The following is a 21,861-nucleotide window of genomic DNA, read 5'->3' on the forward strand; positions in this document are numbered from 1 at the left end:
CGTTTCACCTGCCCGACGGCGTGGCTTCTAGAATCGGCAGCGATAAAAGTGTGGCGCTGGGCTCGCAAGCAGTCCGCAGCGTTTTGCATCGCACGCTTCGTTCGCGGCGCACACGTGTCCGTCGTTTTGCTTTCAGATGCTTTCACCTCAAGGAGAACGTATGATCCGCCTGCCTTCCGTCCCTTCCGTCGCTTTGGCCCGCATCGCCGCCGTTGCCTGCTTCGGTGGTCTTCTGACGGCCGCCTCGGTGGCCAGCGCGCAGAGCGCCGCGTCCACGGACACGGGCCGCCTGCATGCCGCCGACCAGACCTTCATCGCGGACGGCACGCAAGCCGTCGCGACGCAGCGCGATGCCGCGCGTATCGCCACCGCGCGTTCGGCCGACCGCGACGTGAAGGCCTTCGCCGAGCGCGTGTCGAGCGACGACGCCAAGATCACCGACGCGTTGCGCGCGGCGAGTCCGCGCGGTGTCGACGTGCCGAAGAACGATCCCGATGCGGCCGTGCTCGCAAGCATCAACCATCTGCGCGGCGCGGACTTCGACAAGGTGTACATCGAGCAGGTCGCGCTCGCGGGTGAACAGAAGGCGCTGTCCGCTTTCCAGGCGGAAATCGCAGCGGGCCGCGACGAGCAGTTGAAGGCCGCCGCGAAACAGGCGCTGCCGACGATCCAGCAGCACTATGCGATGGCGCAGGATCTCGCGAAGCGCAAGCATCTGTCCGTGGCCGCGCAATAAGCGGCGTCACGGCGCTACGCGGCAGGCGGCGGTACTTCGAACCCGGGCTTTTCGGCGATAATCGTGCGCTTCTTCCGACGATTCGTCGCGCCTCCGATTCCAGGTACCGCATGAGCAAGCACGCCAGTCTGCCGCAACAGTTGGACCATCTGCTTCGACAAGCCGTCGCGCTCCAGCAGAACGGCGCGCTCGTCGAAGCCGAGCAGATGTATCGCGAGATACTCGAACTGAAGCCGAAGCATGGCGATGCGTTGCGCTGGCTCGGCGAACTCGCGCTGCAAACGGGCCGCTTGCAGGAAGGCGTCGATCTGCTGAAGAAGGCGCTCGTGGTCAACGCGAGACAGCCGGCCGTGCATTCGAATCTCGCCTATGCGCTGAACGCGTTGCAGCGTCATGACGAAGCGCTCGCGTGTGCCGAGCGGGCGCTCGCGATGCAGCCGAAATTCACCGATGCGTTGAACAATCGCGGCAACGCATTGGCGGCGCTGAACCGTCCGCTCGATGCGCTCGCGAGCTACGAACGCGCGCTTTCGCTCGTGCCGGAGTTTGCGCCGGCGTGGAACAATCGCGCATGCGTGCTGCGCGATCTCGGCCGCTATGCCGATGCGCTCGATAGCTGCGACCAGGCGCTCGCGTTGCAGCCGAACTATCCGGATGCGTGGAGCAATCGCGGCAACGTGCTCGGCGATCTGAACCAGCCGCACGAAGCGCAACACTGCTACCAACGCGCGCTGGAACTTGCGCCTGCTTTCGTCGATGCATGGAACAACCTCGGTCTCGCGCAGATCGATCTGAATCAGCGCGAACAGGCGTTGTCGAGCTATCAGCGCGCGCTTGCGTTGAATCCGGCGTCGGTCGAAACGCACTGGAACCAGGCGCTGTGCCTGCTGCAAATGGGCCGCTTCGATACCGGCTGGCGCGAATACGAATGGCGTTGGGAGCGCAGCCGCATCAAGGCCGGCAGGCGCGCGTTCGCGCAGCCGTTGTGGCTCGGCGATGTTCCGCTCGACGGCAAAACGATTCTGCTGCATGCGGAGCAGGGCCTGGGCGACACGTTGCAGTTCTGCCGCTATGCGCCGCTCGTTGCGAAGCTCGGCGCGAAGGTCGTGCTCGAAGTGCCGGGCGCGTTGTTGCGATTGCTATCGACGCTCGATGGTGTCGATCAGTTGATCGAAGCGGGGCAGCCGTTGCCGCCGTTCGATTGTCATTGCCCGCTGCTGAGCTTGCCGCTTGCGTTCGGCACGAACGAAGCGAGCATTGCGGCGGCGACGCCGTATCTTTTTGCGCAGCCGGCGGCCGTCAGCGAATGGCGTGAGCGGATCGAACACGACGGCAACATCAACGCGGATGCCAACGCAATCAGGCCGCTGAAAGTCGGCCTCGTCTGGGCCGGCGAGAACCGCGCGCATATCGCCGAGCTGCGCAAGATCGACGCGCGTCGGTCGCTCACGTTCGAGCAACTCGCGCCGCTCCTCGAGGTGCCGAACGTTCGCTTCTTCAGCGTGCAGAAGGGCGCGGCCGCACCGCAATTAGCCGAAAGCGCCTACGGTGAACGCGTCGCCGATTACACCGGGCTGCTGCACGATTTCGCCGATACCGCCGCGCTCGTCGCCAGTCTCGATCTGGTGATTTCGGTCGACACGTCCACGGCGCATCTGGCCGGCGCGCTCGACAAACCCGTCTGGATCCTGAACCGCTTCGACACCTGCTGGCGCTGGTTGCTCGAACGCAGCGACACGCCGTGGTATCCGTCCGCACGTCTGTTCCGTCAACCGGCGCTCGGGGATTGGGGCGGCGTGATCGATGCCGTGCGCGATGCATTGGCGGATCTGAGCGCCCCGCCTTCGTGACGCCATTTGGCGCAGACGCGTAGACTGAACCTCCGTTCATCGACGGCAATGCCGCGGAGAGTTCTTCAATGGAATACAGACATCTGGGTGCATCGGGTTTCAAGGTGCCGGTGTTGAGTCTCGGCACCGGTACGTTCGGCGGCAAGGGTGAATTTTTCCAGGCGTGGGGCGCGACCGACGTCGCCGAAGCGCGGCGTCTGATCGACATCTGTTTCGACGCGGGCGTCACGATGTTCGACACCGCCGACATCTATTCGAAGGGCGCGTCCGAGTCGGTGCTCGGCGAGGCGCTGAAGGGTAAGCGCGACAAGGCGATCCTGTCGACCAAGGCGACGTTTCGTTTCGACGACGATCCGAACGGCGTCGGTTCGTCGCGCTTCCATCTGATCCAGGCGGTCGATTCAGCGCTCAAGCGTCTGCAAACCGATTACATCGACCTGTTCCAGCTGCACGGCTTCGACGCGAAAACGCCGATCCCCGAAGTGCTGTCCACGCTCGACGACCTCGTGCGCGCGGGCAAGATCCGCTATATCGGCGTGTCGAATTTCTCCGGCTGGCATCTGATGAAGTCGCTCGATATCGCCGACCGTTACGGCTATCCGCGCTATGTCGCGAATCAGACCTACTACTCGCTGGTCGGGCGCGACTACGAGTGGGAGCTGATGCCGCTCGGCGTCGACCAGGGCGTCGGTGCCGTGGTGTGGAGCCCGCTCGGCTGGGGCCGCCTCACCGGCAAGCTCAAGCGCGGCCAGCCGCTGCCGGAGACGAGCCGTCTGCACAAGACCGCCGACATGGGGCCGCCGGTGCCGGAAGACTATCTGTTCCGCGTGCTCGACGCGCTCAACGAAATTGCCGCCGAAACCGGCAAGACTGTGCCGCAGATCGCGCTGAACTGGCTGCTGCAACGGCCGACCGTCGCGACGCTGTTGATCGGCGCGCGCAACGAGGAGCAACTGCGGCAGAACCTCGGCGCGGTCGGCTGGAATCTGACGCCGGAGCAGGTCGCGAAGCTTGATGCGGCCAGCACGGTGCGGCCCGCGTATCCGTACTGGCATCAGGAAGGCTTCGCGGAACGCAATCCAAAGGCGGTTTGAGCGACGGGTCGACCACGTTCCAGGCGCCGCAGCCGGCGCAATGCGCTGGTCCAGCGCGGCCGCGCGCTGGATTAGCGCATCCCATCAAGCCAAACCGCCATTGGCCCGCAATACCTGCCCATTGACCCAACCCGCATCCGGGCCGACCAGAAACGCGACCACGCCCGCCACGTCTTGCGGCTCGCCGAGGCGTTGCAGCGGCGGCATCTTCGCGAACGTCTCGATCTGCTCGTCGGTCTTGCCTTCGAGGAACAGCGCGGTCGCGATCGGTCCCGGCGCGACCGCATTCACTGTGATGTTGCGCCCGCGCAGTTCCTTCGCGAACACATGCGTGAACGCTTCGACGGCTGCCTTGGTCGCCGTGTAGATGCCATAGCCGGGCAGGTTCAGCGCGAGCACGCTGGTCGAGAAATTGACGATGCGCCCGCCGTCGTTCAGGCGCGCGGCCGCTTCGCGCAGCGTGTTGAAGGTGCCGCGCACGTTGATGTCGAAGGTTTGGTCGTAGAGTGCGTCGGGCGTGTCGGCGAGCGGCGTGGGCTTCATCACGCCCGCGTTGTTGACGAGCACATCCACCTTGCCGAGTTCGCGTTCGGTGATCTCGAACATGCGACGCACGTCGTCGGGCTTCGACACGTCGGCTTGCACCGCGACCGCCTTGCCGCCAGCTTCGCGGATCGCGCCGACGAGCGCGTCGGCTTCGCCCGCGCTCGATGCGTAGTTGACGGCGACCGCGTAGCCGTCGTTCGCGAGCCGCTGTGCGATCGCCATGCCGATGCCGCGCGATGCGCCCGTGACGATGGCGACTTTCGGTTGTGGGTTCGTGCTCATGATTGGTTTCCTCATAGAAGGTGGTGGATCGGTGAGGTGAATCATGAACGCTTTGCGCGCAGAGATAATCCGGTTAGACTCGCCATCGTCATTCCATTTGCTTTAATAATCCCCAATATGGACCGTTTCGAGGAAATGCGCGTATTCGTGCGGATCGCCGAGCGCCAGAGCTTCACGCGCGCCGCCGACGATCTGCAAATTCCGCGCGCGACCGTCACCAACCTGATGAAGCGCCTCGAGCAGCGGCTCGGCGCGCGGTTGCTCGAACGCACGACCCGCACGGTGCGGCTCACGCCCGACGGTGAAGCGCACTACCAGCGCTGTGTGCGCCTGATCGCCGATATGGAGGAGGCCGAGGGGGCGTTTTCCCATCTCGCGCCGAAGGGGCTGTTGCGCGTGAACGTGCAGGGCACGCTCGCGCGGCACTTCGTGGTGCCGGCGCTGCCCGCGTTTCTCGCGCGCTTTCCCGACATCGAGCTGATGATCGGCGAGGACGACCGGCTCGTCGACCTCGTGCGCGAGGGCATCGATTGCGTGCTGCGCGCGGGCGTGCTGCAGGATTCGTCGATGGTCGGGCGGCGCGTCGCGCAACTGCAGCAGGTGACGGTCGCGAGTCCCGCGTATCTGGCCACGTATGGCGAGCCGGCCGATCCTGCCGCGCTGTCGACGCATCGCGCGGTCAACTACGTGTCGAGCGCGACCGGCAAGCCGGTGCCGCTCGAATTCCGCGTCGACGGGCGGGATACCGCGCTCGTGCTGCCGTCGGCGGTGTCGGTCAGCGGCGCCGAACTGTACACGGGCGCGGCCCTCGCCGGGCTCGGCATCGTGCAGGTACCGCGTTACCGCGTGGATGGCGAGTTGGCGGCGGGGCGGCTGCGGGTCATTCTGGCGGACTATCCGCCGCCACCGATACCGGTGTCGGTGCTGTATCCGCAGAACCGGCAGTTGTCGTCGCGCGTGCGGGTGTTCGCGCAGTGGCTGCGGGAGATTTTCGAGCCGGTGAGCTGAGGGAGCGAAAAACGCAAAGGAATACGTTTTCGTGGTTAACGCCTGGACATGTGCGCCTCGCATAATGTCATTCTCAAGAGCGCAGAAAGCCGCCCGTGATCGAGGGTGGACGCACAGAACGACCGGGGGATCTGATCATGAATCGTTTTCGTTCGCTGGGTGTGGCGACGGGCGCGGCGCAGTTCGCCAGTGCCGACATCCTCAGCCGGATGAGCACGGCGTCGCGCCGGCCAGGCGCCGCGCGCCCCTTCGATCTGATTTTCGAACCGCGCGCGTGGCAGGGGCCCGCCGCGCCCGAGGCGACGGACCCGCAGTTCAAGATCCACGTGTTCGACACGATGCGCGCGTTCGAAAAACGCGGCGTCGACGCGATCGTGCTGCCATGCTTTCTGAGCCATACCTTCATCGACGAACTCGCGGCCAACGTCACCGTGCCGGTCGCCAACATCATGACCGCGTTGTCAGCGCACGTGCGGCGCACCTATCCGTCGGCGCGCCGAATCGGCGTGCTGACGTCGGCGGCGATTCGCGCGAACGGCCTGTTCGAGCGCTACTTCGAAGCCGGGCAGTTCGACGTGTGCTATCCGCGCAACGACACCGGTTTCGACGGCGTGACGAGCGCCGTCTTTGGTGTCGGGGGCATCCGCGATGGGCGCCTGCACGGGCGGCCCGTCGAGCTGTTGCGCGCGGCGTGCGCGGATCTGGTCGCGCAGGGCGTCGACGTGATCGTGCCGGGGCTCGCGGAGATCGGCCTCGTGCTGCGCGCGCTCGGGCGCATCGAGGTGCCGCTCGTCGATACGAACCAGGTGTATGCGCGCTATGTCGCGGCGGCGCAGTACACGCAGCCGGAGCGGGCCTTCCGCCTCGGCGTGGTCGGCGGCATCGGGCCGGCCGCGACCGTCGATTTCATGGCCAAGCTCGTGCGCAACACGCCGGCCGCGCGCGACCAGGACCATATCCGGATCATGGTCGAGCAGAATCCGCAGATCCCCGACCGCACCGCGGCGCTGCTCGAGCGCGGCGACGATCCCACCCTCGCGCTGTACGCGGCCTGCAAGACGCTCGAGGACGGCGGCGCGGATCTGATCGCGATTCCGTGCAATACCGCGCATGCGTTCGTCGAGCGGCTCCAGCCGGCGCTGCGCGTGCCGATCGTCAATATGCTGACCTGTACCGTCGATTATCTGCGCGAGACCGTTCCGGGTCTGCGCGAAGTGGGCGTGCTGGCCACCTCGGGCACGCTCGCGAGCCGCGTCTACGAACAGGCGCTCGACGCGCGCGGCTTGGCGCAGATCGCGCCGTCCGCCACTGCGCAAGCGCGTCTGATGAACGCGATCTACGGCCCGCGCGGCGTGAAGGCGGGGCACACGTCGGGCGACTGTTGCGACGATCTCGCGGCGGCCGTCGACGATCTGGTCGCGCAGGGCGTGCAGGTGATCGTGCTCGCGTGCACGGAGTTGCCGTTGCTGTTGCGCGAACCGGTGCTCGCGTGTCCGGGCGGGCGCGTGGTGCGGCTGGTCGATCCGACCGACGTGCTGGCGAGGCGCTGCGTTGCGTATGCGCTTGGCGACGGTGTCGCACGCGTAGCCCCGGCGGGTTGCGCGACGCCGGATGCGACCGGGTGCTCGCGGGTTGAAAGCGCGCTCGGCTAGTCAGGCAGCGTGACCGCGGCGCAGCCGTTTGCGCATCGCCGCCGATCCGGAGGTCAAGGCGCGCCCGAGCCCGTCATGGAAAACTGTATAAACATACAGTATAGTATCCCCCTACAGCCAGGCTTCCGGGCGCTCCTCGCGCCGACCCGGCTGCACCGAACTTGCGCGGTCGCGAGAGCCGGCCGTGAGAGGTGACCCACTCCTTCAGACGGTCGGAAAAATTGTCCTCCAACGACGCAACCCTTGACACCCTCGCTGACACTCCCCAAGGCGGCAACCCGAGCGGCAACAAGATCCAGGGCACGATCCGCATTCGCGGCGCCCGCCAGCACAACCTGAAAAACGTCGACCTCGACGTGCGCACCGGCGAAATGACGGTCGTCACGGGGCCGTCGGGCTCGGGCAAGTCGAGCCTCGTGTTCGACACGCTGTATGCGGAAGGCCAGCGCCGCTACGTCGAAACCTTCAGCGCGTACGCGCGCCAGTTCCTCGACCGGATGGATCGGCCGCAGGTCGATCGCGTCGACGGCGTGCCGCCCGCCATCGCGATCGACCAGACCAACCCGGTGCGCAGCTCGCGCTCCACGGTCGGCACGATGACCGAGCTCAACGATCACCTGAAGCTGCTGTACGCGCGCGCGGCCGAGCTGTTCGACCGACAGAGCGCGTATCTGGTGCGGCACGACACGCCGGAGACGATCTACGCGGAACTGCTCGAGCGCACCGCGCAGGAGGAGCCGCGGCTCGTCGTCACGTTCCCGGTCGAGCTGCCGGAGTCGGCGTCCGCGCAGGAGGTCGAGCAGTGGTTGTCGGCGAGCGGCTATACGCGCGTGCAGGCGCAGCGCGAAGTCGATTCGCCGACCGGCAAGCGCAAGTTGCTCGACGTCGTCGCCGACCGCTTCCGGCTGCGCTCGGTGGATAAAGCACGCGCGATCGAGGCGATCGAGGCATCGCTGAAGCGCGGCGGCGGGCGCGTCAATATTTACGTGCTGCCGGCTACCTCGGACGAGCCGCAGGCCGAAGCCGTCGAGCCGCGCATCTGGCGTTTCTCCACCGGCTTGCACAGCCCCGAAAGCGATCTGCGCTATACCGATCCGCAGCCCGCGCTGTTCTCGTTCAACTCGGCCTATGGCGCTTGTGATGCCTGCCGCGGTTTTGGCCGCGTGATCGGCGTCGACCTCGGTCTCGTGATCCCCGACGCGCGCAAGACGCTGCGCGAAGGTGCGGTCAAGCCGATGCAGACGCCCGCATGGAAGGAGTGCCAGGACGACCTGATGCGCTACGCGGCGAAAGCCGACATCCGCCGCGACACGCCGTGGGGCGAGCTCAGCGAGCGCGAACGCAACTGGGTCATCAACGGCTCGCCGGACTGGAACGGCAAGTGGCAGACGCATTGGTACGGCGTCAAACGCTTCTTCGACTATCTCGAATCGAAGGCGTACAAGATGCATATCCGCGTGCTGCTGTCGAAATACCGCAGCTACACGCCGTGCGAAACCTGCGGCGGCGCGCGTCTGAAAACCGAATCGCTGCTGTGGCGCCTCGGCAGCAAGGCCAATGCGAACGACGTGCTCGCGCCCGCGCAGCGCTTCATGCCGCGCGGCGTGAAGTGGTCGCGCGCGCAGCTCGAAGCGTTGCCGGGCCTGACCGTGCACGATCTCATGCTGATGCCGATCGAGCGCATCCGCCGCTTCTTCGACGACATCACGCTGCCGAGCGCGTTGCTCGACGACGCGCTGAAGCTGCTGCTCGCCGAAGTGCGCACGCGCCTCAAGTATCTATGCGACGTCGGTCTCGGCTATCTGACGCTCGACAGGCAAAGCCGCACGCTGTCGGGCGGCGAGGTGCAGCGTATCAACCTGACCACCGCGCTCGGCACGTCGCTGACCAAGACGCTGTTCGTGCTCGACGAGCCGAGCATCGGCCTGCACCCGCGCGACCTGAACCGCATCGTCGAAGCGATGCACCGGCTGCGCGACGCGGGCAATACGCTGGTCGTGGTCGAGCATGATCCGTCGGTGATGCTCGCGGCGGACCGCCTCATCGACATGGGTCCGGGACCGGGCGAGCGCGGCGGCTCGATCATTTTCGACGGCGCGCCCGAGGCGATTCGCTCGACCGGCACGCTGACCGGCGAGTACCTCGGCGGCCGGCGCCATGTCGCGGATGCCGCGCACTGGTCGCGTCGCGCGGTCGACGCGAGCACGCCGCGCATCGTGCTCGAAGGCGCCAGCGAGCACAATCTGCGCGACGTCACGGTCGAAATTCCATTGCAGCGGCTCGTCTGCGTGACCGGCGTGTCGGGTTCCGGCAAATCGACGCTGCTGCAGGACGTGCTGTATCCGGCGATGGCGCGCCACTTCGGGCTCGCCACCGAAGCGCCGGGCGCGTTCAAGGCGCTGAACGGCGCGGACCAGGTCACCGACGTCGTGTTCGTCGACCAGTCACCGATCGGCAAGACCGCACGCTCGAATCCGGCCAGCTACGTCGGCGCGTTCGACGAAATCCGCAAGCTGTTCGCGAAGGCACCGCTCGCGCAACAGCGCGGCTACGGCCCCGGCATGTTCAGCTTCAATTCGGGCGACGGCCGCTGCCCGACCTGTGGCGGCTCGGGCTTCGAGCACATCGAAATGCAGTTCCTCTCCGACGTGTACCTGCGCTGCCCCGATTGCGACGGGCGTCGTTATCGCGCGGAAATGCTGGAGGTGAAGATCGAGCGAGGCCAGCCGGCGCGCGCATTGAGCATTGCCGACGTGCTCGAACTGACCGTCAGCGAGGCTGCCGCGTACTTCGCGAAGGACGCCGAAGTATTGCGCGTGCTGCAGCCGATCGTCGACGTCGGGCTCGAATACGTGAAGCTCGGCCAGCCCGTGCCGACGCTGTCGGGCGGCGAGGCGCAGCGGCTCAAGCTCGCGGGCTTTCTCGCGGAGTCGGCACAGGCGCGCGGCGCACGCGGCGCGAAGCAGGTGATCGCGAAGCGTCTGTTCATGTTCGACGAACCGACCACGGGTCTGCATTTCGACGACATCGCGAAGCTGATGCAGGCGTTCGGCAAGCTGCTCGCGAGCGGTCATTCGCTGATCGTGATCGAGCACAATCTCGACGTGATCCGCGCGGCCGACTGGATCATCGACCTCGGTCCCGAAGGCGGCGACGGCGGTGGCCGCGTGTTGTGCGCGGGCACGCCGGACGAAGTGAAAGCGTGTGCCGAATCGCATACTGGCGAGGCCTTGCTGCAATACGACCGCACGATGGACACCGCAGCCGCGGCGGAGCCCCAGGGCATCCCGCTGCAGAAGGCCCTGAGCGCGGCCCGGGCACGTCGCGCGATCGAAGGCGAGGACGTCGTGCGCATCGTCAACGCGCGCGAGCACAACCTGAAGGCGCTCGACGTCGACATTCCGCACGGCAAGTTCAACGTAATCACCGGCGTGTCGGGCTCGGGCAAATCGACGCTCGCGTTCGACATCCTGTTCCACGAAGGTCAGCGGCGCTACCTCGAATCGCTGAACGCGTATGCCCGCTCGATCGTGCAGCCAGCCGGACGGCCCGAAGTCGACGCGGTGTATGGCATTCCACCGACCGTCGCGATCGAGCAGCGGCTCTCGCGCGGCGGTCGCAAGAGTACCGTCGCCACGACCTCGGAGGTGTGGCACTTCCTGCGTCTGCTGTACGTGAAGCTCGGCTTGCAGCACTGCATTCACGACGGCACGCCGGTCACGTCGCAAAGCGCCGAATCGATTGCGGCGCAGTTGCTGCGCGATCACAAGGGCCAGCATGTCGGCTTCCTCGCGCCGCTCGTCGTGAACCGCAAGGGCGTCTACACGGACCTCGCGAAATGGGCAAAAGCGCGCGGCAATACGCATCTGCGTGTGGACGGCGAGTTCGTGCCGGTCGATCCTTGGCCGAAGCTCGACCGCTTCCGCGAGCACACGATCGAGCTGCCGGTCGCGGACCTCGTCATCTCGGCCGATCATGAAGCGGAACTGCGTGAAGCGCTCGATCGTACGCTCGACATCGGTAAAGGCATCATGCATCTGCTCGCGCCGCTCGACGGCCTGCACGACGCGATCAACGGTGGTCAGTCCACCGCGAAGCTCGGCGACGTGAAGGTGTTGTCGACGAAGCGCGCGTGTCCGGTGTGCGGCACCAGCTACCCCGAACTCGATCCGCGCATGTTCTCGTACAACAGCAAGCATGGCTGGTGCACGAGCTGCGTCGGCACGGGGCTGTCGCTGACGCGCGAGCAGCGCGCCGCGTACGACGACACGATCGTCGTCGACGACAATCGCGGTCGCGAGCAGAGCCTGCCCTCGGAGGAGCAGGAACCGGAAGGACTCGTCGACGAGCCGTGTCCGGATTGCGCGGGCACGCGTCTGAATCCGGTCGCGCGCGCGGTCACGTTCGACTCGCAGGCGATCGTCGACGTCGCGCAATGGACCGTGTCCGACACGCGCGCGTGGATCGATACGCTGCGGATGACGGGCCGCGACGCCGAAATCGCGCGCGACGTGGTCAGCGAAATCGGCAGCCGGCTGCAGTTCCTCGAAGAAGTCGGGCTCGGCTATCTGAGCCTCGATCGCGCGGCGCCGAGTTTGTCGGGCGGCGAAGCGCAGCGCATCCGGCTCGCCGCGCAGCTCGGCAGCAATCTGCAGGGCGTGTGTTACGTGCTTGACGAGCCGACCATCGGTCTGCATCCGCGCGACAACCAGATTCTGCTGAACGCGCTGCGCAAGCTCGGCGACAAGGGCAATACGCTCGTCGTCGTCGAGCATGACGAAGATACGATCCGGCGCGCGGATCACATCATCGATATCGGGCCGGGCGCGGGCAAGCGCGGCGGCAAGCTGATCGCGCAGGGCAGCGTCGCGGACCTGTCCGCGCAGCCCGATTCGCTGACCGGGCGTTTCCTCGCGCAGCCGATCGTGCATCCGCTGCAGCCGCGCCGCGAGGTCGTCGCGCCGGGCAAGCGTGCGGCCGCGGTGCCGGAGAACTGGCTGACCGTGCATGGCGGCAAGCTGCATAACCTGCGCGACGTGACGGTCGGCATTCCGCTCGCGCGGCTTGTCGCGGTGACGGGCGTCAGCGGCTCCGGCAAGTCGACGCTCGCGCGCGACGTGCTGATGACCAATCTGCTCGATGCGGTCGGGCGCTCGGTGCTGTCGTCGCCGGCGACGCGCCGCGCGCGTGCGGCCGCCGAGGAGAAGCCGGCCGCGAACCGGCGTTCGAGCGTGCTCGCGCGCTCGGCGCCGCGCGCGCCGCTGAACGTCACGCACATATGGCAGGGCTGCGATTCAGTCACCGGCTGGGAAAGCATCGACCGCGTGCTGGAAGTCGATCAGACGCCGATCGGCAAGACGCCGCGTTCGTGTCCCGCCACCTACATCGGCGTGTGGGATGCGATCCGCAAGCTGTTCGCGGGCACGCTGGAGGCGCGCGCGCGCGGCTATACCGCGTCGCGTTTCTCGTTCAACACAGGCGAGGGCCGTTGCCCCGCATGCGAGGGCCAGGGCGTGCGCACGATCGGCATGAGCTTCCTGCCCGACGTGAAGGTGCCGTGCGACGTCTGCCACGGCCAGCGCTTCAATCCGGAGACACTCGCGGTCACGTGGCGCGGCAAGAACATCGGCGACGTGCTGACCATGGAAATCGACGAAGCGGTCGAGTTCTTCGCGTCGATTACGAACATCGGGCATCCGCTGCAACTGATGAAAGACGTCGGGCTCGGCTATCTGACGCTCGGCCAGCCGTCGCCGACGCTGTCGGGCGGCGAGGCGCAGCGCATCAAGCTCGTCACCGAGCTGAGCAAGGTGCGCGACGACATCACGCGGCGTGGCCAGAAGCCGCCGCACACGCTGTACGTGCTGGACGAGCCAACGGTCGGGCTGCACATGGCGGACGTCGCGAAGCTGATTCGTGTGCTGCACCGGCTCGTGGATGGCGGGCATAGCGTCGTCGTCATCGAGCACGATCTCGACGTGATCGCCGAGGCGGACTGGATCATCGACCTCGGTCCGGAGGGCGGCGTGGGCGGCGGTACGATCGTTGCGGCGACGGATCCGGAAAGCCTGTCACACGTGGCCGCGAGTCATACGGGCGCGGCTCTCCGACCGGTGCTCGCGCGCACGGCCGCTACGTCGACGCTGGCCGGCGAAGGGACGAACGGCTGAGGCACGGTGACGAGCGGTGGCGCGGCCGTTGCGCGCCGCGATGCCGTTCCCCAGCCGACTGTTTGCTCGCATTCCCAGACGCGCGCATCAGGTATGCCGTTGCAACTTCGCAGGTTGCAACGGCCGGCGCGTCGTCGCGTGTCCGCCACACATCATTGCTGCGCTGCATCCAATCATCCGAGGTTCGATCAATGCGGCGCATGCGCGCGTTTAAATCATACGAAAGAGGCCAGCGATGTTTCAAAATAGAAACATTTTTAGAACCCCCAATAAATCAGCATTTGGATATTAATTTGTGGTGCGGAACGAATGCCACGGAAATGCCTAATGCCGCGGGCAATAAATTTACGCTTTGCGAATAAACCACCGAATTGCCCGGACATAATAGGGCGATAAGCAGTTCACAATTGAAACATTTTTGAACTGCGCAAGAAACGTACTCGGGAACGCGCAATGGACGGGCTTCGCATTATCGGCAACTTTGTCAGAATGCGCGAGAGTGCCGTCCATCAAGGCTTTGCGGTAAGATCTCCTCAAGCTCTTCGCGCGGCTTGCATAGTTGCCCGGCGTGTCGCGCGCTCATATCAATCGCTCAATAACCGCTTTTCCTCAGACATAGGCTGCCGTGATGAAATTTGTTTTTCAAATTTACTATAGCGATCCATTCCGCTAACATCACGCTTAATCCTTTATGCGGCGAGAGTCTGTTTTTCCGCCGTAATAATGCATTCTCTCGTTCCGTCTGATGGCGGGGCAAATCGGGGTCCGCAACGTATGACCGTTTGGGGAAGATCATGCCGCACATGCACCTTGATACAACAAGAATTACGTGGCTACACACGCCCACTTTGAACGTCCGTACTGCAGCGCGGCGAATCGGCATTCTGCTGTTCGACGGCTTCTGGCTGCTCGGCCCCGGTACCGTCGTGGAAATGTTCCAGACCGCCAACGAGTTCGCGGGCACGCGAGCGGGCGAAGATCCGCCCTACGAAGTGCAGTTCCTGTCGATGGACGGCGGCAATGTCGCCAGTTCGTCGTTGGCGCGCATCTGGACTGACCGCATCGACACGCGCTTTGGCGGCGGTTTCGACGTGCTGTTCATCGCTGGCGGCTACGGCGCCCACGTGGCCGCGCGCGATGAACGCCTGCTGAACTGGCTGCGCGCCGTGCAATCGCGCACACGCGCGATCGAAACGATCGGCGAGGGGCGCCTCGTGCTCGAAGCGGCCGGCCCGACCGAGCATGACGGCCTGATGAGCCGCTATCCGGGCGCGAGCGCCAGCGAAGGCGCGTTCAGCGCGGCCAACGACCGTCACGACTGCGCCCGCAGCGCGCTGATGTTCATCAAGCGCGACCTGGGCGCCGAGATTGCGCGCAGCGTCGCCGATCGCGTGATGCCCGGCATGGCTGCGACGTGGGTGCCGCTGCCGGCCGAGGGCGGCACGCTGAGCGTCGCCGAAAAGATTCGCGCGGCCGCACGCTGGATGGAGGCCAACTGCGACCGTCCGGTCTCGGTCGCCGATGCGGCGCAGGTCGCCGCAATGAGCGAGCGCAATTTCCTGCGCCGTTTCAAGCACGAGATGCAGATCACGCCGTCGGACTACCTGCTGCAGGTGCGGCTGCGTATCGCGTGCAACTTCCTGACCGAGACCGAATTGCCGGTCGACAAGATCGCGCGTCGCAGCGGCACCGGCAACGGCGATCGTCTCGCGAAAATTTTCCGCAAGCGTATGGCTTTGTCGCCAACCGAGTATCGCGCTCGCAGCCGGGCGGCCACTGAGGCGTAGCATGTATCCTTAGCATGCGATAGGGCGCCCGCGTTGCGGGCGCGCCTCGTCTGTCGGACGCGGTCGCGAGAGCGGCCGTAGGTTCGCTGGCCAGCTTTTTTACGAGCACAGTGGCGATGGGCAACAGGGTCATGGCGACGGTATTGCCGGAGGTGAAACTCATCGAGCCGGAAGTGTTCATTGACGAGTTCGGCTTCTGCTTCGAGAGTTTCAGCGCGGACGAGTTTTCGGACGACGTCGCGCAGGGTTTCAACTTCGTGCAGGACCGCCATCTGCGCGCCGTGCATGGCGTGCTGCGCGGCTTGCACTACCAGGTGCAGCGTCCCCAGGGGCGGCTGCTGCGCGTCGTGCGCGGCGAGATCTTCGACGTCGCGGTCGACGTGCGCCTGAACTCACCGAACTTCGGCAAATGGAACGGCGAGTATCTGAGCGAAGCCAACCAGCGGCAGATCTGGGTGCCGCCCGGTTTCGCGCACGGCTTCGTCGTGCTGTCCGATGTCGCCGAATGCATGTGGAAGACCACCGAGTACTGGTTCCCCGAGCTCGAGCGCTGCCTGCTGTGGTCCGATCCCGACATCGGCATCCAGTGGCCGATCGACTTTCAGCCCATCCTCGGCAGCAAGGATGCGGCGGGCCGTCGTCTGTACGAGGCCGAAAACATCTCGTGAACGACGGCTGATCGGCCTGAGTATTTGCGACATTTTTTCTCGAGACGCTCACGGGCCAACCCTACACTTCGGGCATCCAGTCAGTACGAGGTGCTCAACGTGAAGCGTCGCGCAAGCCATCCGCAATCCGTTCCGGTCCGCTATGTGTGTCGTGGCGCCGGCCACGTCGAACTCAGGCGCCTCGACGCGCCGCGCGATTCGTTCGTCGCATTGACGGCGCTGCTGCATCGCGCGTTTGCGCCGCTCGGCGCGCAGGGGCTCAACTGCACGTGCGTGGATCAAACCATCGAGACGACCCGCGAGCGCGTGCTGCGTGGCGATTGCCATGTCTCCGTGTATGAAGGACACATCGTCGGCACGATGACGCTTTATGCTTCGGATGGCGAAGCATCGTGCGAGCTATACCGGCACGGCGATGTCGCGAGCCTGCCTCAGTTCGCGGTCGATCCCGCATGGCAGGGGCGCGGCATCGGCACGTTACTGATCGCGTTCGCCGAACATTGGGCCGCGATGCGTGGCTATGCGCAACTCGCACTCGATACGCCGCAACCGGCCACGCAGCAGATCGCGTTCCATGACGCCGCAGATCGCGTATGCGGCCTGAAGCGATGCCGCATACGCCTCCGGCATACGGAGAAAAGAAGCGGAAGGAAAGCGGAGTTGAAGCGCCCGATGCTTCGGCAACTATTGCAATCTGCTGCGGCAAGTATTGCAACGGCGACAGCAGCCGCGCAATCCTCAACGCGGTACCCACGCAGCGTGGCCGGTTCGCATCGGGCGAGGCGTGAATTCACCGAACGCTGTATGCAGCCGTCAGCGTCGGATCACGCCCATCAGCAGGGTGACGAGGAAGATCACCAGGAAGATGAAGAACAACACCTTGGCGATTTCGGTTGCGCCTGCGGCAATGCCTCCAAAGCCGAACACTGCGGCGATGATGGCGATGATGAAGAAAATCACAGCGTATCGAAGCATGGTGCCTCCACCGGTGGATTGTTGAAATGACGTTTGAACGGCGCCCCGTTGCGTACGTCACGCGGCTTCACGGGTGAGATGCCGGCGAGCGGAATTCAGCAATAGATGTGCCATCGCTTGATTGCCGCCGACGTTCCAGCGATTCACGATCAGATAGCCGACGAGCGCCGCCTAAGCGCAGCGGTCCGCTGCGCGGGTTGTTCGCGCTGCGGCATTCGTACGCCGGCATCGTCGCGACATTGCGTGCGGAAAGCGCGTTCTCGATGTCGCGAAGGCGCGCAATCATCCGCTGCTCTCGCACTTCAACTACCTGTTCACGAACTTCAGCACCGCGGCCAGCTATAGCGGACCGGCCGCGATTCGTGTGCTGCGCGCGAGCTGTGGCCAGCAGGCGCACGCGGACCTGTACAGGAACGCGCCACCGTAGTGCTAGCTGCTCGCCGATCTCGCGCAGCCGGCTACACCCCGCAGACGATGCTGAACCACGACGGTCACTTCGACAACTTCCTGGAACTGATCCACGACAACGCCGGCGTACCGAACGTACCGCTGATTCCGAGCACGAGCGTGCCGGTCGCGATGCATGCGTTCGACGGCTCGCCGATCCGCGACGACTACGAGACGCTCGCCGACTGGTATGCGCAGCGCGCGAGCATCGCGGGGCCGGTCGCGCTGTACTACAACACGATCAGCCTGCACGACGGCAACCGGTTGCCGAACAGCAGCCTGTCGAGTATCGATTCGTATCCGCTGCGGGTGAACAAGCTGATGAGCGACTTCGACCGCTTCGCCGATCTGATCGCGTCGTCGGGGCGGCGCGCGGTGATCGTGTTCGTGCCCGAACATGGCGCGGCGCTGCGCGGCGACACGAATCAGGTCGCGCGCCTGCGCGCGATTCCGACGCCGCGCATCGTGCATGGGCCGGTCGGCGTGCGCGTCGTCGGTTTCCAGGGCAGTCATGGGCCAACCACGGTGCTCGACAATCCGTCGAGCTTCCTCGCGGTGGCGCAACTGCTGTCGAACCTCGTGTCGAACAGCCCGTTCAAGCCGGGCGCGTCGAACGCTCAACGCAATTGCGTGAACGCGAGCAGCAACACCATGCTGCCGATCGCGCCATCCAGCACGCGCCACGCGGTTGCGCGGCGAAACAGCGGCGCGAGCATGCGAGCGCCATAGCCGAGCGCGACGAACCACACCGCGCTGACCGTCATCGCGCCGAGCGCGAAGGCGACCCGCGCGCCTTCCGGTTCACGCGCGCCGGCCGTGCCGATCAACAGGAATGTGTCCAGATAGACGTGCGGATTGAGCCACGTGAACGCAAGCGTCATCAGGATGATCGGCAGCGCGCGTTGCGCAGGCGGCGCTTGATCGCGGGATGCGCCGGCCGAGCCATCGAGCACCGCGTGTCCGGGCCGCACCGCGCGGCGCAGCGCGCTGATGCCGAACCAGGCGAGATACGCGAGCCCAACATAGAGCATCGCGTGCACGAAGCGCGGGAAACGCTCCATCAGCACCGCGGCGCCGCCGACGCCCGCGCCGATCAGAATGAAATCGGACAACGTACACAACAGCACGATCTTGCCGACATGCGAGCGCATGATGCCCTGCCGCAGCACGAACGCGTTCTGCGCGCCGATCGTGACGATCAGCGACGCGCACAGCGCCGCGCCATGGGAAAAAGACAACCAGTTCATAAATGATCCGGAAAAAGGAAAGCAGCCGGGATAGACGGGAAAATCCAACAGCGCTAGTCTGCGGGTTGGCATCTCATAAGAGAAGCTAATTGATTTAACGCTGATTAAGGAACGCTAATGCTCGACTACGCGTTGCTCGACGCACTGGCCGCCGTGGTCCGCCACGGCTCGTTCGACCGTGCCGCGAGCGCGCTCAATATCACGCCGTCCGCGGTGTCGCAGCGGGTCAAGCTGCTCGAGGAGCGCGTCGGCAGCGTGCTCGTGAAGCGCGGGCAGCCGTGCGTCGCGACCACCTCGGGCGCGCTGCTATGCCGTCATACCGAACGCGTGCAACTGCTCGAAGCGGAGCTGAACGGCCGCCTGCCGGCACTGCCCGGCGCGCTCGTAGAGCAGTGGCCGGCACTGCGCGTCGCGGTCAACGACGACAGCGTCGGCACCTGGTTCATCGACGCGGTCGCGCCGTTCTGCGTCGAACGCGAGATGCTGCTCGACCTCGTGATCGACGACCAGGACTACACCGCGCAGCGCATTCGCGACGGCAGCGTGCAAGGCGCGATCACGACACAGGCCGAACCGGTGCAGGGCTGTCGCTCGACGCGGCTCGGCCGCATGCGATACCTGGCGGTGTGCTCGCCGGCGTTTTTCGCGCGCTATTTCGCCGACGGCGTCACACGCGACAGCCTGCGGCGCACGCCGTGCGTCGACTTCAATCCGAAGGATCAGCTGCAAAAGCGCTTCATGCGGCGCATTACGCGCGCGGAGCTCGATCCGCCGCTGCACTGGATTCCGCACGTCGCCGGTTTTTTGCGCGCGTGCGTGATGAGCCTCGGCTGGGGCATGTGCCCCGAGCGGATGATCGCCGGGCATTTGCAGCGCGGCGAACTGGTCGAGATCGCGCCGGGCAAGCATATCGACGTCGATCTGTACTGGCAGAGCTGGCGTCTGTCGATCGGCTGGCTCGACGATTTCAGCGCGATGCTCAGAAAGCGGGCGGGCGAGTTTCTCGATTGACAACGCGGCGGTGCCGCATGCAGAAATGCGGCAGCTGCTATAGCAACAGCTCGATCGAATGAAACAGGCGACGCTGTTCCGGGTCCTGCGAGCGCGCGCCTTCGTCGATCGTCTCGCGCAGGCAGTCGAGAAAGCAGGCGGCCGCCGGGCTCGTGGGCGCGCCACGCCGCGACGTGATGCTGATGATGGTTTCGTCCAGCGTTTCACGCAGCGGCAGCGCCCACAGGTTTTCCTTCGCGCGTATCGCCTCGACGAGCGGCCACGGAAAGATGCTGACCATGTCCGTGTGCGCGAGCAGGCCCAGCACGATCGCGAGCGAATGCGCGAGCACGATCGTGTGCGGCACCCGCATGCCGCGCTTGACGAACAGATTGTTCGACATCGACTCGCGGCTCGCCGGGTCCCAGTTCAGTATCCATTCCGCGTCTTGAAGGTCGAGCAGCGTGCGGCAGCCGGCCTTCGGATGGTCGCACCGCGCGACCACCGCCGCATGCGTCGAAAAGAGCGGCGCGTTCTGAAACTCCGACTGCGGCGACGCGGGCGGCGGCCGGCCGATCGAAAAATCGAGGCTGCCGTCGCGCAGACGCGGCTGCACGACCGCGAGCAGGCCTTCGAAAAATTCCAGTTGCACCTCCGGCATCCGCTCGCGAAAGCGCCGCACGGCGGGCGGCAGAAAAGTCAGCGCGACCCACGGCGTGACGCCGATCGACAGCTTGCCGGCGGCGGCTCCGCGCAACGCCTCGATCTCGGCTTGCGCGCGCTGCAACTGGCCGAGCACGAGCCGCGCATGCACGACGAGCGCACGGCCGAACTCGGTGAACGCGACACCGCTCGCGCTGCGCACGACGAGCGGCGCGTGCAGATCGGCTTCGAGCTCGCGCATCGCCTTGGTCACGGCGGCCGGGGAAAGCCCCAGCGAGCGGGCGGCCGCCCGGATACTTCCGGTATCGGCGATCGCCGCCAAAGTATTGAGCTGATGCAGTTTCATTCGAATGAGAGGCGTGAAGGGGGCAACCAAGGGTTGGCACCGCAACGATTCTACGCCTGCCGCCCGAATATCGGCGCCGCTATGCTGGGTTCACGCTGACAGGGGCGCAACCAGTTGCATGGGATCGGACCAAGCGCTGAAGCGCCAGGTCCGATTGACAGGAGATGGCATGAACACGATGGTCATTCCGGCGGGCATCGCCGAAGTCGAACAGGAAATGATCGCGCTGCGACGCAGCATCCACGCGCATCCGGAGCTGGCCTACGAGGAGTTCGCAACCGGCGATCTGGTCGCCGACCGCCTGCGGGAGTGGGGCTACAGCGTCCATCGCGGCTTGGGGCAGACCGGCGTGGTCGGGCAACTGAAGCTCGGCCACGGCACGCGCCGGCTCGGCCTGCGCGCTGACATGGACGCGCTGCCGATCCACGAAACCACTGGCCTGCCGTACGCGAGCAAGCTGCCCGGCAAGATGCACGCATGCGGTCACGACGGCCATACGGCGATGCTGCTCGCCGCCGCCAGGCATCTGGCGCGCGAAAAAAGCTTCGACGGCACGCTGAATCTGATCTTCCAGCCGGCCGAGGAAGGGCTTGCCGGCGCGAAGAAAATGCTCGACGACGGCCTGTTCGAACAGTTTCCCTGCGACGCCGTGTTCGCGATGCACAACATGCCGGGCTTTCCCACCGGCAAGCTGGGCTTCATGCCGGGGTCGTTCATGGCGTCGTCGGATACGGTGATCATCGAGGTGATCGGCCGCGGCGGCCATGGCGCGGTGCCGCACAAGGCGGTCGATCCGGTCGTCGTGTGCGCGCAGATCGTGCTCGCGCTGCAGTCGATCGTGTCGCGCAACATCGCGCCGCTCGATATGTCGATCATCACGGTCGGCGCGATTCACGCGGGCGAAGCGCCGAACGTGATCCCCGAAACCGCCGAGATGCGCCTGTCGGTGCGCGCGCTGCGGCCCGAGGTGCGTGACCATCTGCAACAGCGCATCACCGAGGTCGCGACCGGGCAGGCGGCCGTGTTCGGCGCGCGTGCCGAGGTCGACTATCAGCGTCGCTACCCGGTGCTCGTCAACGATGCGGCCATGACCGCGCTCGCGCGCCAGGTCGCGCTCGACTGGCTGGGCGTCGACGGGCTGATTGGCGACATGCAGCCGCTGACCGGCAGCGAGGACTTCGCGTTCCTGCTCGAACGCTGCGCGGGCAGCTATCTGATCATCGGCAATGGCGACGGCGAGGGCGGCTGCATGGTCCACAACCCCGGCTACGACTTCAACGACGCTTGCCTCGCGACCGGCGCGGCCTACTGGGTCAAGCTCGCGCAGACGTTCCTCGTTTGACGCGGCGGCGGCGCGCGAGCGCCTTGCCGTAGCAGCCACAAGATAATGACGGAGACAC

Annotated in this window: 14 protein-coding genes and 2 pseudogenes; 12 read left to right on the forward strand and 4 right to left on the reverse strand. The window is 65.7% G+C overall.

What is annotated here, in order from left to right; translation table 11 throughout:
- The first annotated feature begins 160 nt into the window (after positions 1-160).
- The 3 genes from OKW41_RS27220 to OKW41_RS27230 all read left to right on the forward strand — a co-directional run bounded on the left by OKW41_RS27220 (position 161) and on the right by OKW41_RS27230 (position 3,680).
- Positions 161-736, forward strand: a complete 576-nt coding sequence (locus tag OKW41_RS27220) for a DUF4142 domain-containing protein (RefSeq protein ID WP_187619728.1) — start codon at positions 161-163, stop codon at positions 734-736.
- A gap of 110 nt (positions 737-846) precedes the next feature.
- Positions 847-2,586, forward strand: a complete 1,740-nt coding sequence (locus OKW41_RS27225) for a tetratricopeptide repeat protein (RefSeq protein ID WP_429574542.1) — start codon at positions 847-849, stop codon at positions 2,584-2,586.
- 68 nt (positions 2,587-2,654) lie between these two features.
- On the forward strand, positions 2,655-3,680 hold the full coding sequence (locus OKW41_RS27230; protein WP_429574543.1) for an aldo/keto reductase: 1,026 nt from the start codon (positions 2,655-2,657) through the stop codon (positions 3,678-3,680).
- A gap of 84 nt (positions 3,681-3,764) precedes the next feature.
- On the opposite strand, the gene OKW41_RS27235 is transcribed toward OKW41_RS27230, so the two are convergent.
- Positions 3,765-4,508 carry an SDR family oxidoreductase gene (locus OKW41_RS27235; RefSeq protein ID WP_429574544.1) on the reverse strand — a complete coding sequence of 248 codons (744 nt, stop codon included), beginning with the start codon at positions 4,506-4,508 and terminating at the stop codon, positions 3,765-3,767.
- 117 nt (positions 4,509-4,625) lie between these two features.
- On the opposite strand from OKW41_RS27235, the gene OKW41_RS27240 reads away from it, so the two are divergent.
- The 6 genes and pseudogenes from OKW41_RS27240 to OKW41_RS27265 all read left to right on the forward strand — a co-directional run.
- Entirely contained in the window at positions 4,626-5,516 is an 891-nt protein-coding gene (locus OKW41_RS27240) for a LysR family transcriptional regulator (RefSeq protein WP_429574545.1), read from the forward strand.
- A 137-nt stretch (positions 5,517-5,653) separates the two neighbouring features.
- On the forward strand, positions 5,654-7,168 hold the full coding sequence (locus tag OKW41_RS27245; protein WP_429574546.1) for an amino acid racemase: 1,515 nt from the start codon (positions 5,654-5,656) through the stop codon (positions 7,166-7,168).
- 221 nt (positions 7,169-7,389) lie between these two features.
- Positions 7,390-13,338 (forward strand): excinuclease ABC subunit UvrA, encoded by a 5,949-nt coding sequence (gene uvrA / locus OKW41_RS27250; protein WP_429574547.1) that lies wholly within the window; start codon positions 7,390-7,392, stop codon positions 13,336-13,338.
- A gap of 794 nt (positions 13,339-14,132) precedes the next feature.
- Entirely contained in the window at positions 14,133-15,125 is a 993-nt protein-coding gene (locus OKW41_RS27255; protein ID WP_429574548.1) for a GlxA family transcriptional regulator, read from the forward strand.
- Between the two features lie 116 nt (positions 15,126-15,241).
- Positions 15,242-15,793 carry a dTDP-4-dehydrorhamnose 3,5-epimerase gene (rfbC, locus tag OKW41_RS27260; RefSeq protein ID WP_429448928.1) on the forward strand — a complete coding sequence of 184 codons (552 nt, stop codon included), beginning with the start codon at positions 15,242-15,244 and terminating at the stop codon, positions 15,791-15,793.
- 306 nt (positions 15,794-16,099) lie between these two features.
- A pseudogene (locus OKW41_RS27265) lies at positions 16,100-16,357 on the forward strand (GNAT family N-acetyltransferase); the annotation flags it as partial.
- 249 nt (positions 16,358-16,606) lie between these two features.
- On the opposite strand, the gene OKW41_RS27270 reads toward OKW41_RS27265, so the two are convergent.
- Positions 16,607-16,768, reverse strand: coding sequence for a DUF1328 domain-containing protein (locus tag OKW41_RS27270; RefSeq protein ID WP_013089029.1), 162 nt, complete (start codon positions 16,766-16,768; stop codon positions 16,607-16,609).
- Positions 16,769-17,027: 259 nt separating this feature from the next.
- On the opposite strand from OKW41_RS27270, the pseudogene bcsG reads away from it, so the two are divergent.
- Positions 17,028-17,836: pseudogene (gene bcsG / locus OKW41_RS27275) on the forward strand (cellulose biosynthesis protein BcsG); the annotation flags it as partial.
- On the opposite strand, the gene OKW41_RS27280 reads toward bcsG, so the two are convergent.
- Positions 17,833-18,462, reverse strand: a complete 630-nt coding sequence (locus OKW41_RS27280; RefSeq protein ID WP_018418582.1) for a LysE/ArgO family amino acid transporter — start codon at positions 18,460-18,462, stop codon at positions 17,833-17,835. The pseudogene bcsG and the gene OKW41_RS27280 sit on opposite strands and share 4 nt — an antisense overlap.
- 117 nt (positions 18,463-18,579) lie before the next feature.
- Between OKW41_RS27280 and OKW41_RS27285 the strand changes: the two genes are divergently transcribed.
- Positions 18,580-19,473 (forward strand): LysR family transcriptional regulator ArgP, encoded by an 894-nt coding sequence (locus OKW41_RS27285; RefSeq protein ID WP_429574549.1) that lies wholly within the window; start codon positions 18,580-18,582, stop codon positions 19,471-19,473.
- A gap of 37 nt (positions 19,474-19,510) precedes the next feature.
- On the opposite strand, the gene OKW41_RS27290 is transcribed toward OKW41_RS27285, so the two are convergent.
- Entirely contained in the window at positions 19,511-20,461 is a 951-nt protein-coding gene (locus OKW41_RS27290) for a LysR substrate-binding domain-containing protein (protein ID WP_429574550.1), read from the reverse strand.
- A gap of 169 nt (positions 20,462-20,630) precedes the next feature.
- Between OKW41_RS27290 and OKW41_RS27295 the strand changes: the two genes are divergently transcribed.
- Complete coding sequence (locus OKW41_RS27295; RefSeq protein WP_429574551.1) at positions 20,631-21,803, forward strand: M20 aminoacylase family protein; 1,173 nt, start codon at positions 20,631-20,633, stop codon at positions 21,801-21,803.
- Positions 21,804-21,861: the final 58 nt, after the last annotated feature.

The organism is Paraburkholderia sp. UCT70, from assembly GCF_050434085.1.
Lineage (GTDB): Bacteria > Pseudomonadota > Gammaproteobacteria > Burkholderiales > Burkholderiaceae > Paraburkholderia > Paraburkholderia tuberum.

What these genes read in the sequence shown, in the direction of transcription:
- OKW41_RS27285 (WP_429574549.1), top strand. Translation starts at nt 18,580, where the DNA reads ATGCTCGACTACGCGTTGCTCGACGCACTGGCCGCCGTGGTCCGCCAC.
- OKW41_RS27270 (WP_013089029.1), bottom strand. Translation starts at nt 16,768, where the DNA reads ATGCTTCGATACGCTGTGATTTTCTTCATCATCGCCATCATCGCCGCA.
- OKW41_RS27245 (WP_429574546.1), top strand. Translation starts at nt 5,654, where the DNA reads ATGAATCGTTTTCGTTCGCTGGGTGTGGCGACGGGCGCGGCGCAGTTC.
- OKW41_RS27235 (WP_429574544.1), bottom strand. Translation starts at nt 4,508, where the DNA reads ATGAGCACGAACCCACAACCGAAAGTCGCCATCGTCACGGGCGCATCG.
- OKW41_RS27225 (WP_429574542.1), top strand. Translation starts at nt 847, where the DNA reads ATGAGCAAGCACGCCAGTCTGCCGCAACAGTTGGACCATCTGCTTCGA.
- OKW41_RS27230 (WP_429574543.1), top strand. Translation starts at nt 2,655, where the DNA reads ATGGAATACAGACATCTGGGTGCATCGGGTTTCAAGGTGCCGGTGTTG.
- OKW41_RS27240 (WP_429574545.1), top strand. Translation starts at nt 4,626, where the DNA reads ATGGACCGTTTCGAGGAAATGCGCGTATTCGTGCGGATCGCCGAGCGC.
- OKW41_RS27220 (WP_187619728.1), top strand. Translation starts at nt 161, where the DNA reads ATGATCCGCCTGCCTTCCGTCCCTTCCGTCGCTTTGGCCCGCATCGCC.
- OKW41_RS27255 (WP_429574548.1), top strand. Translation starts at nt 14,133, where the DNA reads ATGCCGCACATGCACCTTGATACAACAAGAATTACGTGGCTACACACG.
- OKW41_RS27290 (WP_429574550.1), bottom strand. Translation starts at nt 20,461, where the DNA reads ATGAAACTGCATCAGCTCAATACTTTGGCGGCGATCGCCGATACCGGA.
- rfbC (WP_429448928.1), top strand. Translation starts at nt 15,242, where the DNA reads ATGGGCAACAGGGTCATGGCGACGGTATTGCCGGAGGTGAAACTCATC.
- OKW41_RS27280 (WP_018418582.1), bottom strand. Translation starts at nt 18,462, where the DNA reads ATGAACTGGTTGTCTTTTTCCCATGGCGCGGCGCTGTGCGCGTCGCTG.
- OKW41_RS27295 (WP_429574551.1), top strand. Translation starts at nt 20,631, where the DNA reads ATGAACACGATGGTCATTCCGGCGGGCATCGCCGAAGTCGAACAGGAA.